Origin of the sequence: Bacillus sp. GbtcB14, assembly GCF_019091205.1 — a bacterium.
In the GTDB taxonomy this organism is placed as follows: domain Bacteria; phylum Bacillota; class Bacilli; order Bacillales; family Bacillaceae_G; genus Bacillus_A; species Bacillus_A cereus_AG.
The window spans coordinates 26,308-41,064 of sequence record NZ_JAGXJT010000009.1 but is presented as its reverse complement, the minus strand read 5'-3'; the positions used below and the strand labels follow the sequence as shown (position 1 = coordinate 41,064).

The following is a 14,757-nucleotide window of genomic DNA, read 5'->3' as shown; positions in this document are numbered from 1 at the left end:
CCTTGTGCGTATTGCACAAGGCCATTTTCAATAGTTTTTAATAATTAGCAGCAATATCCACCATAGCCGCCTGCGTAACCGCCGTAACCACCATAGCCACAACCGCCTCCGCCTCCGCCGAAGCAGCTAGCACCGATGATGATTAATAAAATAAACAATACGATTAGAAGCGCAAAACCGCCGCCGCACCCATTTCTGCGGTTACAATCATCATGTCTGTGTTCACACTTTTCGCTCATTACTCTATTCCTCCTTTAGTATCATTCATAACAAGTTCTCCTTGCTCTAAATGAGGGGATTCCATTTATAGTATGTTTTCAGGGCGAATAGGAAGCTTGACCTTATTAAAAACGGGCTTGTTTTTGGAAATGGGCTTCATCAAAAAAAGATACCTGTTAAGGTATCTTCTAAATAAACATATTCAATAAAAGTGCAAAACCAAATGCGATAAATGATAATAATGTCTCCAGTACCGTCCACGTCTTAAATGTTTCCTTCACTGTCAAACCTAAATACTCTTTTACAAGCCAGAACCCCGCATCATTTACGTGAGAAAACATTAATGATCCTGCACCTGTTGCAATAACGAGCAATTCTAAATTCACTCCAGACATATGCTGAATAACAGGTGAAACAATTCCTGCCGCTGTCGTTAATGCTACTGTCGCTGAACCTGTTGCAATTCGAATTAATCCAGCTACCATGAAAGCTAATACAATTGGTGATAACGATATATGTTCTGCCATTTGTGCAATCGCCGTTCCAACGCCGCTTTCAATTAATATTTGTTTAAATCCACCGCCTGCACCGATAATTAAAATAATGGAACCGACCGGTAGTAAACTTTCGTCCGTTAATTTTTTAATGACCTTTTTATTAATTCCTTGTCTTATTCCAAGTAAATAAAATGCTGCGAAACATGAAATAAGTAAAGCAATTACTGGACTTCCTATAAACACGAAAAATTCAGTTATCTTTTTCGGTAATGAAATATACGGTGCCACTACTGATAAAATCATTAATACAACTGGCAATAAAATAATAAAGAATGAAACTTTACGACTCGGTAAATCAGTTGATACAGTCGTAACTCGAACTAGCTCTGGTTCATTTTCAGGTATAACTCTTTTATGTACCCACTGTGCAAATATCGGTCCTGCGATAATGGCTGTTGGTAACGCAATAATTAATGAATATAAAAGTACCTTTCCTAAGTTCGCGTTATAAATACCGATTGCTGTCATCGCCCCTGGATGTGGTGGTACGAGCCCATGTACGATAGATAATCCCGCAATAACAGGTAATGCGATTAATAATATGTTTTGCTTCGTCGTTTTTCGAATGGAAATAACGAGAGGTAATAAGATGACAATTCCCACTTCAAAAAATACTGGAATCCCTATAACAAATCCTGCAAATAACATAGCCCATGGTAGTTTCTTCACACCGAAAAATCGAATAAAGAAATCTGCTACTTGCATGCCAGCCCCTGAATCGGACATCATTTTCCCTAAAATTGTTCCGAGAGCTAAAATACCAACTAAATGCCCTAGTACACTACCAACACCAGTTTCATAGGCAGCCACTATCTTCGTTAAATTCAGTCCAGACATGATGGCTAAAAATAAACTAGCAACTGTTAAACTAATAAATGCATGCCATTTCCACCATGATACCCCTAAAATAACAATCGCGATTGCAAGTAACGTGACGATTAATAAGTATATATCCATCTCTCATTCCCCTTACTTTATAAAAAAAGAGGGAAAATCCCCTCTTTTTTATACGTCATAATTCACTACATAATGCTGCATTTCTGTGTTATAGTAGCCTTCGCTATATTCAATTACTTCGCCAACTTCATCGTAAGAATAGCGCATTCGCTTTAATAACGCTGTGCCCTCTTTTTCACCTAATGCTTCTGCAACGAAACTAGGCGCAAGTCCAACAGCGAATTCATCCCTGAAATTTTCTAAATGAATACCTCGGTCCTCGACTAAATCGTAAAGCGATTGTAAATCAAAGTCCGATAAATCTGTACTTGCCATATGTGCTGAGAAATAGTGCGTATAATGAATGTACGGTGCATCATTTAACGCATATAAACGTTCAATACGAAAACTCTCTTTACCGAATAATCGAAATGGCACTGTTCCTTCTTCATTCTGAACGATTTCTGCTTTTAGTAATTTCTTCTGTACTTTATATCCTTCTTCCACTAACACTTCAGTAAATTTCTTACCCTTTGACAGTTTTGTCGCAGAAGTGTTACGGATGACTTTCGTTCCTTTACCGCTTTTCTTTTCCAAATATCCTTCTTGAGCAAGTTCTTTAATCGCATTACGCACTGTAATTTTACTTACTTTGAACTCTTCTTCTAACTGCGGTTCGGAAGGAATATTCGTATGAATCGCATATACACCATGCAATATTCGATCACGAATAATATTTTTTATTTGTAAATATAATGGTCCTTTTTTTCTCGTTACGTTCACCGTTACACCCACTACCTTTCTACATCACCTACTGATGCCGTCATTGCCCGAAGTATATCCTTCTCTGATGACATTGGCGTATCACCGACGATTGTATGTGCAAGCATTCCAGCTGCTGACGCAAATGAAACAGCTTTCTCTGGTGCAAACTCTTCTATCTCGCCATGAATAATCCCGCTCGTATAAGCATCTCCAGCACCTATTCTATCATATACAGAAAACGTAAGTGTTTTTGCAAAAGTGAACGCACCATCTTTACATATAAACCCGCGAAGCGAATGTGTATTATCGCTATTAATAGAGCGATGTGTGCCAGCAATTGTAGCGATATGATATGTTTCAGCTACTTTTGGAATCAGATCAACAAGTTGTGCTTCTCGATCCGTTTCTTCCGTTTTCATTCCTAAAACAAACATCGCATCTTTTTCGTTCATCATAACGATATCAGCAAGAGCTAGCATTTCTTCATAATGCGGTTTCGCCTGCTCATATCCATCTTCTCCCCAAAGAGATGGACGATAATTGCAATCAAAAACGACAGTGCCTCCGTTTTCTTTAACTGCTTTCGCTAAAGATTTCATATGATGGCGTACAGTATCATTCATCGCAAGTGTAATCCCGCAAAAATGAACGATATCAATTTCCTTTGCGATTTCTTCAAATTGATACATTTCTTCACATGCCGTATTGAAGCTACTTTCTAATCGATTTGAATATGTAACGCGGCTTGCACGTGCACCAAATCCATTTTCTAAAAAGTACATGCCGACATATTTACCGCCTCTTGAAACAAGCGAGGTTTGCACACCCAACTTTTGAATGTACGATAATGCCGCATCTCCAACCGAATTTTCCGGTAAAGTTGAAATAAGAAGCCCTTCATGCCCTAGATGAGAAAGCGCGGCTGCAACATTCACACCTGTACCAGAAAAGGAATAATTTAATGTGTTAGCTTGCGATAACAATTCATATCCCGGTACTTGCAGGCGCATCATTACTTCGCCAAATGCTGCAATTTTCTTACGCATATTGATCAACTAACTTCTTCACTACTGCTAATAATTCACGAACATCTTCTACTTTCGTATTACCAGTTTCTTTATCAATAATAGAAGAGTATACGTGCGGGATAACTTGCTCTACGTTTGCTTCAAGCGCAATACGTACAATTGTTTCGAAGTTTTCTTTATCAATTCCGCCCGTTGGTTCTAATGCAAATCCTTCTTCCGCACATGCTTTCGCAACTGCGCGATATTCTTCTTCATGAGCTAAACCTTTCATTGGGAAGTATTTCAATGAATTTCCGCCCATATCACGTACAAGTGCGATCGCTGTTTTAATTGGAACGATTGCTTTTTCTTCTCCAGCTGCACTAATTGGACCAGTAGAAATATTTACGTACCCTACTTTTCCTGTTGGTGATACTAAACTATTAATCCAGCTATCTTTTCCGCCAAGATTTGCACGTGTCGCTCCAACTGAAGGGAACACTTGGTTAATATGACTACCAGGATAATGCTTCGCGATTTCAGCTACAACTGCTGCTTGGCGATTATCTCCTGCTCCTAGTCCGATCGATACCGCGTCATCAATTTCTTTTCCGTATGCTTTCATCGCTGTAACTGCTTCTTCTACTGTTGGGTAGTCTTTTGATAACACTCCCACTACTACATACCCTTCTGCTGCTTCAAAAATATCTTTCGCATTTTCGATATTGTTCGCTAATACATTTAATGCTACGCGGCCTTTATAAAAACGTTTTTGAATGTTTGTCATTTTAGTTTCCCCCTACAATTTCTCTCATTTTTTCTTCAATTACATGTATGTCATCACCTTGAAGTGGACGTGGATCAATATCAAAGAATCCTTGTCTTACGCCGTAATCACGTGTGTAAATGGCAATTTCCCCTTCGCGTAATGCTTTTACAACGTCTTTTGCTGATTTATTTAACTCGTTCTCGTTAATATGAATACGCGCTCTAAAGATTGCTCTTCCTGCTTCATCTTGAACAATCGTTACATTTACACCATTTAATTCTTTTAGCGGCATAAGTACTTGTAATAGCTCTTTTTCTTGTTCACTCTTATCTTCTTTTACTCCGTACTCATCAAGCGCTTGAAGTAAACCGAAAGTTGTTTCTTTCCCAACTTTCATACTTCTACCGCTGCAATGTAATTGCACTTTCAGCCACTCAACATATTTTCGTTTACCGCCAACAATACCAGAAGTAGGCCCTTCAATTGCCTTTGAACCGCTATAAATGGCAAGGTCTGAATACTTCACATATTTTTGAATATCTTCTTCAGCTGCCGCATCGACGATTAGTGGTACGTTATTTCGCTGCGCTACTTCCCATGCTTCTTCAACAGAAATCATATTTTTTTGCACGGCATGATGGGATTTCACATACAGAATCGCTGCTGTATTTTCACCAATCGCATCTTCAATATGCTCTGCTTTCCCTTCGTTTGCGTAACCCACTTCAACAAGCTTACCGCCGCCTAAATAAATCATCGTTTCAACAGGAGCACCGTATTGAACGTTATGACCTTTTAACATAATCACTTCGTTTTTCGCGATGACCTCTTGATGAAGTCTTTCACTTTTACGACGGTTTCCTTCTGTAACGATACCAGCGATAGAAAGCGCAATTCCGCTCGATGCTGAATTTACAACGACCGCTGCCTCTGAATCTAGAATTCTCGCAATATGGTCTCCCGCTTTATCTACTAAATCAGCAATTTCCACATAATTTTGTCCACCATGTTTCATCGCATCCATAACTGTATCTGTCGGAGCGGATACACCTAAAATACTCATTCTACCGCTCGCATTAATCACTCTTTTTAATCCGTACTTAGCATTCAATGAATGACCCATTAATTACAACCCCTTTCGTATCAATTCTTCTTTCAGCAACGCGCTGATCCCCTTCTGAATCAATTAACGTAACCTTCTCATCTTTCACCGTAAATAAAGTTAAGTTTGCAATATCGCCTTCTTGAATACGACCAAGCTCTGGTTTTTTTAGCCACTCTGCCGCATTTTTCGTAACCGCATCAATTACTTCTTCTAGCGGATAACCTAAGTAAAGGAATTTCGAAAGAACGTGAGCCATACTATACACTGGACCGTGTATACGATTCTTCCGGTAAATATCTGTACTAATTGTATGAAAGGCAATATCGTGACGCTTCGCTGCTTCTGCTACTTTAAAAGAAAAACTAGCATTACCGTGACCAACATCTAAATGTACGCCGCGTTTCACTGCATCTAGTAATACAGGTAGCGGTTTGCCTTCTTCATCAAATAAATTATTTTCTTTCCCGTTTAAGTAATGTGTAATCACATCATCTTTTTCTAAAAGAGGTACAACTTCCTCTATGCGAGGAGGTGCTGAACCGATATGTACCATAATTGGCAATGATGTTTCACGGGATAAAGAGCGCGCAACATGAAGCGGTTCAATTCCACTATCACACACGACGCTCTTACTCATTCTCGCCTTTAATCCGACGATTACATCTTTATACTTTTCTACTGCTTCTATTACTTTCTCTTTATCTATCCATTCCATATTGGATAGTTCATCAATTCGTTTCAAACCGATGCGAGAAATATTTAAAAAGGCAAATAAATTCGTTTTCGCCTGCTCTCTACTTTTGACTAAATCTGCAATGCGATCAGCTCCGCAGCTACCAGCATCAACAATTGTCGTTACCCCTTGCTTAACGCCGATTTCGTCTACCTCATCGCCATAAGGATCAAACTCTGGAAAAGCATGAACGTGCAAGTCAATCCAACCACTCGATACGTAAGTACCTGAGTAATCAAGAACCTTTCCACCTTCACCAGCACCAGCTTTCGTCACCTGTGCGATTTTATTATTTTCAATTACAATGTCAATCTCTTCCCCGTTCACACGTTTCACATTACGTAGTACGAATCGTTCTGTCATTGTATTTCCACCCTTTTCTATAAGAAGCCATAAGAATACGCTTACATTAAAATTTCATTTTTTATATCTCTTTCACACGTTTAGCGTAACACAAAAAAAGGGAGAAGTAAATATAACGTTATAATGTTTAATTTTATATTAAAATATGAGTTTCCATTACATATTCGGACACCCTATAAGCAGGAGGGATATTCTTGGGATTTCGAATTTTATTATTTATAATTTTAATCACTTTGTATGTACCAACAACGGTTAGCGCAGCCCCTCCATCACTCACGGCTGCATTTATCCGGGACCATCAGCTATGGATAAAGACAGGAAATCAAGAAATACAAATCACAAAAAATCGATATGTGTATTCTCCAAAATGGTCTTATGACGGTAGGTTTATTGGCTATATTGATAGTGATGAAGCGGGTAAAGAATCTAACTTATTCATTTATGATACGGAAGAGAAAATAAACTATCAGCCTTATGTAAGAGTCGTAACATCTGACTTTAAGTGGTCACCAAATAAAAATCAATTGGCTTACACTGATCAAGGTTTATTAAACGTTACAAAAATTAAAAACGGTCGCCCACAAGGTTTTGAAAATATATCACTTGGGGTTAGTGATTTCGAATGGTTCCCGAACGGAAAGGAATTTATCGTCTCCTCACAATCTTGCTTGCGTCCGACCGGATGGGGTACAATTCCACTTTATAAAATACCAGTCGATGCAAATCTTGCTAAAGATAAAATAAAGCCTTTTTATACGATTCAAACAAATGAAACTGATTTATTTGCGATTAACGCTAACTATTTCAAGTGGAGTTCTGATGGAAAGTGGATTAGCTTTTTGGCTAGTCCTACTGCTTCTTTGGCAATGGATAGCAATACATTATGTGTTATCTCATCAAAAGGGAAATACTTTCGAACGATTGGTAACATGCTATGGTTCAAAGATTGGATGAAGTGGGCTCCATCAGCTAATCAACTCGCCTATATTTCAGGAGAAGGAAGGTTCTTTGTAGAAAATAAAAAATTCACAGTTGCAGACATGGTAACAGCAAAACAACAAAAGGTCTACACACCTGTCGGTTATGTAGACCTTGATTTAGAATGGTTTTCACCAAACAAAGTGGTTGTGGCTCGTGCAACAGAAAATAAGGTATGGAAAGAAGGTCCTGTTCCGACGATGTTTACAACACTTTATATGATCAATATAAAAACAGAAGAACAGAAACAAATCTCGTTCCCAAAACAGAATGAACGTGATGAAGCCCCTCAAGTTATTGGACCTTATCTTACTTGGCTTCGCAAGAAAACAAATGTATATAAAGGCGATGTCTGGATGAAGGATAGCTTACATAGTCAAGAGCATATATGGCTGAAAAATGTTGATGAGGCTCCAATCTTTTTTACTCGGAATGAATGTCATTGAAAATGTGTTCATTACAATCCTCATCATATAAAGTGAAACTTTAATCAGTGGGGGTTTTCTTCATCCCCCACTGATTATTAGCCCTCACCAATCGGACTTTTATGGGCAGCTCGACCCCCACCTAACTTCTTTGCTTTCGCTGAATTTTGAGGTAGGGGTCTTACTGCCCATTAAAGCGGGATAAAAATTTGTATCCGTTCCCCTATTTGATTCTCCCGTAGTAGAGCACTATTATGGGAGAATCAAGATTATCTATTCCTGTACCGTCACAATAACCCCATCCATATTATTCCCCGAAATTTCATACTGCTTATTCGCCGGAACATTCACTTTCCTGTTCCCGGAAACTTTATAATAAGAAACCGTATATTTCTTACCTTCTACATTCGTTGAAATTTCTTTTTTCTCTTTTAAAAAGTCTAAGTATTCCTCTAATGTAATTTTCTCTTTTTGCATAATTGCACTATGAGGTAAACCGACATAACGTATATGCCACGGCTCATATTGAATGCCTGTAATGTTACTTTTATTTTTCGGATAACGTAATACAAAGCCGTGCTTCCATACGTTCTCTTCAATCCATTTTCCTTCAGGTGCTTTCTCCATTTTCTTTTGCGTAGAACCAACGTCTAGTGATAATCCTAAATTATGTTCACTGTATCCTGCTGGAAGTGCATAATCAGATCCCATTTTTTCATATAGCTGTTTTTGCTCTTGGAAATCTCTATAGCCACTACTAATCAAAAAATGGTTAACACTTTCTTTTCCAGCCGCATCGACAACGTTCAAAAACTTTTTTACAACATCCTTTGATAAACGAAGATTTCTATCAAATATTACATAGCCTCTCACTAATTCACTATTATGATTTACATTTATAATATCAGACCTAATACTATCTTTTTTTACTGGATAATCTTTATTAACTAATAACAGATCCCCTTTATAAATTTGTTCTTTTGTAATCTCTATCTTTTCCATATTTGCAGTCTTTACTGCACTATTTTCTCCGCCAATTTTCACATCAATTTCTTTTTGAAATAACGGTGATATATAAACGCCTACACAGATTGTGCATGCAATAAAAAAAGAAATAAATACCCACTTTTTCATTTCTAGTTCCTCCTTAACGTAACTTACGTATAGAATAGAAAAAACTATTAAAATAAAAAGTGGGGTAAAGTTTAAATTTTTATTAAATTGTTACATTCTCGTCTTTTGGCAATCGTACTTCAAATATCGTTCTAACTACATTACTCTCAGCAGAAATCGTACCGTTATGTTGCTCGACAATGTTTTTCGCAATAAATAGTCCAAGGCCTGTACCACCTTGCTGCTCTGTTCTCGCCTTATCACCTGTATAAAACATATCAAAAAGATACGGTAAATCTTCTTCTGGAATGCTATCTCCGTAATTCATAACTTGTACGACAACTTCTTCATTATCGATATACCCATTCAGATCAACAAATTGCCCATCATATCCGTATCGAACGGCATTTGTTAACAAGTTTTCAAATACTCTAGCTAACAATTTCCCGTCACCATTAATCGGTAAATGTGGATCAACATTCAATCTAGCTTCTAAATGCTGTTTCTCTAATAGCGGATATAATTCTTCATCTAGCTGTATAAGCAGCTCACTTATATCAATTGGCTTTTTATTTAGTTGTAACATGCCATAGTTCATACGTGTAATTTCAAATAGCTCATCAATTAAGCTTTCAAGCCTTTGTGATTTCGTAAAAGCAATCGTGGAAAAATGTTTAATTTGTTCCTTCGTCAAATTCTCATCTTTAAGAATTAAGTCTAAATAACCTAAAACAGATGTTAACGGCGTTCTTAAATCGTGAGCCAAGTTAACAATAAGCTGGTCCTTACTACTTTCCGCGAAGTCTCCTCGCTCCACTGCTTCCTTTAATTTCTCACTCGCTACATTCATTTCGCTTGCGATATATCCAAACTCATCATTTGATGAAACGCGCACTTGATTTGTAAAATCGCCGTTCGCCAAATGATGAATTCCATTTGAAATCTCATCAAAATATTTTACATAAGGCCTAGTAAGAAAGAAGAAAAACATAATGGACAGAGGGATGAAAATAATTAAAAAGAAATTAACATCTCCAATTTGTCTTACCATGGAACGAAATTGAGCTAATGGATCCTCATAGCGAACGACTAATTTATAATAAATCCTTAATCCTTCATAAATGAAATACGTTATGCCAGCAGCTAATATCATACTTAACGAAAATAGCATAACCATCTTCGAGCGAAAACTTCTCATCTTTTTAGCCATTGAAAGTATACCCTACTCCCCACACTGTTTTTATTAACTTATCCTTTCTTTTATCTTCCCCAAGTTTTTTCCGCAATGTGCGAATATGTACCATAACTGTATTTCCGCTTTCATAATAATCATCTGCCCATACTTGCTGAAAAATATTTTCCACATTGTACACTTTCTTCGGGTGACTCGCTAATAAATATAAAATATCAAACTCTTTCGGCGTTAACTCAATTTGCTCTCCATACACGTTCACTGTTCTTCTCTCAGGATCAATAACGACTCCCCCTACCTCTAAAGCAGATTTATTCTCTGCTACTTTCGGCTGATTTAACGTAAGAAATCGGCGTAATTGTGCATTTACACGTGCGACTAATTCAATCGGTGTAAAAGGTTTCGTCATATAATCATCTGCACCTAATACAAGACCTGTCACCTTATCAAAATCAGATGTTTTCGCGCTTAAAAAAATGATTGGCATATGATGCTTCACGCGAATTTGACGCGTCACTTCATACCCATCCATTTTTGGCATCATAATATCTAAAACCACTAAGTCGATTGGCTGCTTTTCAATAATATGAACGGCCTCTTCCCCATCCGCTGCCTTCACAACGTGGTACCCTTCTTTTTCTAAATGTATCTCAATTAAATCAGCAATTTCTGCCTCATCATCCACTATTAAAATTGAAATGCGCTTCATTTTACTCCCCCTTTTTATACGATCGATTGTAAACTAGTCTATCCAATTTGTACAATACGAAAAGGTTACCCGTTAGAGTAACCTTGGTAAATAAAATTATATCGGCGATTTTCTAAATATATCGACTTACCGACAGTTAACGACGAAATTCGCCCGCTATTTTAAAGACTCAGCCTACCGCTCCAAAACAATCCGTTGCTTCGTGATTTCTGCTAGTCTCCCGCGATCTACCTCATACTCAGCTTCAATGCTTTGCGGAACCATTACTTTCCCGCCCTCAAGCATTACTTCCGGTGAAATAATATCCCTCTCCCAATGTCTACTAGAGGCAGATATATCGCCAGGAATCGTAAAGTTCGGCAATGAGGCGAGAGCAACATTTTGCGCTCGTGAAATCCCCATCTCCACCATACCGCCGCACCACACGGGTATATTATGCTCCATGCAGTAATCATGAATTTGAATGGATTCTGTTAATCCGCCCACTCGCCCTGGTTTAATGTTAACGATTTGGCAACTACCAAGCGTAATCGCAACGCGCGCGTCTTCTAAACTATGGATACTTTCGTCTAAACAAATCGGTGTCTCAATTTTCTTTTGTAGTTGTGCATGATCAAGAAAATCGTCATCCGCTAACGGTTGCTCAATCATCATCAATTGAAATTCATCTAGTCGTTTCAGTTTCTCCGTATCCGCTAATGTATAGGCTGAATTTGCATCAGCCATTAACGGGATGTGCGGGAACTCTTTACGAATCTCTTTTAATAATTCGTAGTCATGCTCTGGCTTTATTTTCACTTTAAAACGCTCGTATCCTTCTTCTGCGTACTTCTCGATTTGTTTTAACATAACTGGAATTGTATTGATACCAACCACAACACCAACTTCAATTTCAGTCCTAGTTCCGCCAAGCAATGTCGCTAATGACTTCTTTTGACACTTTGCATATAAGTCCCAAACAGCCCCTTCAATTCCGGCCTTCGCCATTCTGTTTCTCTTTATATGCTGGAACAAACATGGCACTTCATTCGGATGAGAAATCTCCGCCTTTAATAAATCAGGTAATAAAAAATCTTGTAGTACATGCAGCGCTGTCTTCACTGTTTCTTCCGTATACCATGGCTCAGAGAATGCAACGACTTCGCCAAATCCAATGTGCCCGTCTGTATCTTCTAATTCAATGACGATACTCTCACGCTTTTCGTAAGTCCCGTAGCTCGCAGCAAACGGGATTACGAGTGGCATTTCCGTTATATGAAGTGTCGCTTTTTTTATCTCCACTTACATCTCCTCCACTAATTGTCTTAACTCTCGTCTTAACAATTTTTTCGAAGCATTTCGTGGTAATTCCTCTAAGAAACACGCTTTCTTCGGCACTTTATATTTTGCTAATTTCTCCTCGCAAAAATGAAGAATTTCTTCTTCTGTTACCGCCCCGCTTTTTACAATAAAAGCAGCGGGTACTTGTCCCCATTTATCGTCAGTCATACCGACAACACCGGCTTCGGCTACCATTGGATGAGAAAGCAACACTTCTTCAATTTGAGCCGGATATATATTTTCTCCGCCAGAAATAATTAAATCACTGCGGCGATCTAATACGTATAAAAATCCTTCTTCATCTAAATAACCTAGGTCACCAGTGTGAAGCCATCCGTTTTGAATTGTTTCGCGTGTCGCATCTTCACGGTTAAAGTAACCGCCTGTTACGTTTGGTCCTTTTACTACAATCTCTCCTTCCGCAAACGGTGGTACTACGACGCCCTCTTTTTCAATACGAAGTTGGCACTGAAATAGTGGTTTCCCGGCTGATCCTACTTTCGTTAACATGTAATCTGCGGATAACGTACAAATTTGCGACGACGTCTCTGTCATACCGTACGTTTGATACACAGGAATTCCTTTATCTACACATATTTCTAATAACGGTTTTGGCGCTGGTCCTCCGCCAAGTAACATGCATCGTAAAGAAGATGGATATGTTCTTTCTCCAAGTCTCTCTAATAAATCAGTTAGCATTTTTGATACGACTGAAATAATCGTTACGCCTCTCGTTTGAAGTGCTTTATGAATAAAATCGGCATCATATTTCGGAACGAGTAAAATGCGCATTCCGTACATAATATTTTTCATTAAAAGAGATAGCCCGCCAACGTGGAACATCGGCATACAAGCTAACCAACAATCATCATCACGAAGCCCTAAGTTAAGCGAAGAACCGACTGCACTTGCCCAGTGATTACCGTACGTTAAAATAACGCCTTTCGGTTTCCCTGTCGTCCCAGACGTATAAATAATTGTCATCGCTTCTTCTAAAGAGAATTCTTCTTGTATAGAGGCTTCTGCCTTTGGCCCATTCATCACTTCAGTGAACGAATAGACAGGAACACCCTTAGCCTCAAAATCTTGATCCGTCACTAAACAAACAACTTCAGCATCATCCATTTGCCAAAGTAGCTCTTCTCTTGAAAGACGCGTATTTAAAAGTACAGCTACTGCACCTACGTAAGATAGGGCGTGAATAACTGAAATCATCTCCATACCATTTTTCATCAGAACAGCCACCTTTTGCCCCTGCTTCACTCCAACATGTGAAAGCTGTTCACAAACAGATACTACTTTTTCATGCAGCTCCATAAAAGTAACTTTCTCTTCCTCTATTTCAATTGCAGTGCGATCTGGTGTTAAAAATGCGCGCTGCTTTAACCAATTCGGCATCGTCTCCATAACTCATTCTCCTTTCATGAAAGAAAGAGACTTGATATGACATCAAGTCTCTTAGTTGTTTCCGGTTTGATCTCATCTAGCTATAGCGGCTAGAACAGTCGGTGGCTTCACTTCTTCCTACGAGGCAAAAAGCCCCTCTACGTCAGAAGCTCCATCCCCCTCACATTCTGAACGAGCTGCTTTCGCTTTTGATCTCATCTAGCTGCGCCTCCTAGCCCCTTCCGTCTAAGAACCTTCCGCACGAGAAAGTAAAAAACACTTTCTGTGCGAAAGAACCTTAGCCAACGGGGCTAAACAGTCGGCTTCGCTTTTGATCAAGGGAAACGAGGGAATTGACCGAAGTCCGGACTGCGTTTTTCTTTGAACGCGTCGCGACCTTCTTTTGCTTCGTCAGTTGTGTAGTACAATAACGTTGCATCTCCAGCTAATTGTTGAATACCAGCTAGACCGTCTGTGTCTGCGTTGAATGCAGCTTTTAGGAAACGAAGTGCCATTGGGCTGTTTGCTAAAATTTCTTGTGCCCATTGTACTGTTTCTGCTTCAAGCTCTTCTAATGGTACTACTGTGTTTACTAAGCCCATATCAAGCGCTTCCTGTGCGTTGTATTGACGGCATAGGTACCAAATTTCACGAGCTTTCTTGTGGCCTACCATACGAGCTAAGTAACCAGCTCCGTATCCACCGTCAAAGCTTCCTACTTTAGGACCTGTTTGTCCGAATACAGCGTTGTCTGCAGCGATTGTTAAGTCACATACGATATGAAGTACGTGTCCTCCACCGATTGCATAACCTGCTACCATTGCAATAACTGGTTTAGGAATTGCGCGAATTAGACGTTGTAAGTCTAATACGTTTAGACGAGGGATTTGGTCGTCACCTACATATCCACCATGACCGCGAACTTTTTGGTCGCCGCCAGAACAGAATGCACGTCCACCTTCACCTGTTAAAATGATAACGCCAACATTTGCATCATCACGAGCGTGTGCAAAAGCGTTGATTAACTCCATTACCGTTTTTGGACGGAATGCGTTATGTACTTCAGGGCGGTTAATCGAAATCTTTGCGATACCATTGTATGTTGAATAAATAATATCTTCGTAATTGCCTTCTGTTACCCATTCAATAGCCATTACAACTACCTCCTTGTATATTTCTG

Annotated in this window: 14 protein-coding genes; 1 reads left to right on the top strand and 13 read right to left on the bottom strand. The window is 38.9% G+C overall.

Going from position 1 to position 14,757, the window contains the following annotated elements; genetic code table 11:
• Nucleotides 1-44: 44 nt before the first annotated feature.
• The 7 genes from KVT31_RS22620 to KVT31_RS22590 form a co-directional block, all read right to left on the bottom strand.
• Nucleotides 45-239: a YjcZ family sporulation protein gene (locus KVT31_RS22620; RefSeq protein ID WP_088098155.1), complete on the bottom strand. Its 195-nt coding sequence runs from the start codon at nt 237-239 to the stop codon at nt 45-47.
• A 168-nt stretch (nt 240-407) separates the two neighbouring features.
• Nucleotides 408-1,733: a gluconate permease GntP gene (gene gntP / locus KVT31_RS22615; protein WP_088098156.1), complete on the bottom strand. Its 1,326-nt coding sequence runs from the start codon at nt 1,731-1,733 to the stop codon at nt 408-410.
• 48 nt (nt 1,734-1,781) lie between these two features.
• The gene (locus tag KVT31_RS22610) at nt 1,782-2,507 is read right to left on the bottom strand and encodes a GntR family transcriptional regulator (RefSeq protein WP_060632688.1); all 726 of its coding nucleotides are present in this window, start codon (nt 2,505-2,507) and stop codon (nt 1,782-1,784) included.
• Nucleotides 2,507-3,523 (bottom strand): sugar kinase, encoded by a 1,017-nt coding sequence (locus KVT31_RS22605; protein WP_088098157.1) that lies wholly within the window; start codon nt 3,521-3,523, stop codon nt 2,507-2,509. Before KVT31_RS22605 ends, KVT31_RS22610 begins: the two co-directional genes overlap by 1 nt.
• The gene (gene dagF, locus KVT31_RS22600) at nt 3,516-4,271 is read right to left on the bottom strand and encodes a 2-dehydro-3-deoxy-phosphogluconate aldolase (RefSeq protein ID WP_044793624.1); all 756 of its coding nucleotides are present in this window, start codon (nt 4,269-4,271) and stop codon (nt 3,516-3,518) included. The genes KVT31_RS22605 and dagF overlap by 8 nt, the downstream gene beginning before the upstream one ends.
• Nucleotide 4,272: 1 nt before the next feature.
• Nucleotides 4,273-5,376 (bottom strand): DgaE family pyridoxal phosphate-dependent ammonia lyase, encoded by a 1,104-nt coding sequence (locus tag KVT31_RS22595; protein ID WP_088098158.1) that lies wholly within the window; start codon nt 5,374-5,376, stop codon nt 4,273-4,275.
• Complete coding sequence (locus tag KVT31_RS22590; RefSeq protein ID WP_088098159.1) at nt 5,354-6,454, bottom strand: amidohydrolase/deacetylase family metallohydrolase; 1,101 nt, start codon at nt 6,452-6,454, stop codon at nt 5,354-5,356. The genes KVT31_RS22595 and KVT31_RS22590 overlap by 23 nt, the downstream gene beginning before the upstream one ends.
• A 194-nt stretch (nt 6,455-6,648) precedes the next feature.
• On the opposite strand from KVT31_RS22590, the gene KVT31_RS22585 reads away from it, so the two are divergent.
• Nucleotides 6,649-7,878, top strand: a complete 1,230-nt coding sequence (locus tag KVT31_RS22585) for a translocation protein TolB (RefSeq protein WP_088098160.1) — start codon at nt 6,649-6,651, stop codon at nt 7,876-7,878.
• 252 nt (nt 7,879-8,130) lie between these two features.
• Here the strand turns inward: KVT31_RS22585 and KVT31_RS22580 are convergent, their stop codons facing one another.
• The 6 genes from KVT31_RS22580 to menB form a co-directional block, all read right to left on the bottom strand.
• Nucleotides 8,131-8,991: a M15 family metallopeptidase gene (locus tag KVT31_RS22580; protein WP_088098161.1), complete on the bottom strand. Its 861-nt coding sequence runs from the start codon at nt 8,989-8,991 to the stop codon at nt 8,131-8,133.
• Nucleotides 8,992-9,073: 82 nt separating this feature from the next.
• Nucleotides 9,074-10,180: a sensor histidine kinase gene (locus tag KVT31_RS22575; RefSeq protein WP_088098162.1), complete on the bottom strand. Its 1,107-nt coding sequence runs from the start codon at nt 10,178-10,180 to the stop codon at nt 9,074-9,076.
• Nucleotides 10,173-10,871, bottom strand: coding sequence for a response regulator transcription factor (locus KVT31_RS22570; protein WP_088098163.1), 699 nt, complete (start codon nt 10,869-10,871; stop codon nt 10,173-10,175). Before KVT31_RS22570 ends, KVT31_RS22575 begins: the two co-directional genes overlap by 8 nt.
• A 174-nt stretch (nt 10,872-11,045) precedes the next feature.
• Nucleotides 11,046-12,152, bottom strand: a complete 1,107-nt coding sequence (gene menC, locus KVT31_RS22565) for an o-succinylbenzoate synthase (RefSeq protein WP_088098164.1) — start codon at nt 12,150-12,152, stop codon at nt 11,046-11,048.
• Nucleotides 12,153-13,598 carry an o-succinylbenzoate--CoA ligase gene (locus KVT31_RS22560; protein ID WP_088098165.1) on the bottom strand — a complete coding sequence of 482 codons (1,446 nt, stop codon included), beginning with the start codon at nt 13,596-13,598 and terminating at the stop codon, nt 12,153-12,155.
• A 314-nt stretch (nt 13,599-13,912) separates the two neighbouring features.
• Nucleotides 13,913-14,731, bottom strand: a complete 819-nt coding sequence (gene menB / locus KVT31_RS22555) for a 1,4-dihydroxy-2-naphthoyl-CoA synthase (protein WP_000963892.1) — start codon at nt 14,729-14,731, stop codon at nt 13,913-13,915.
• Between the last annotated feature and the right edge of the window lie 26 nt (nt 14,732-14,757).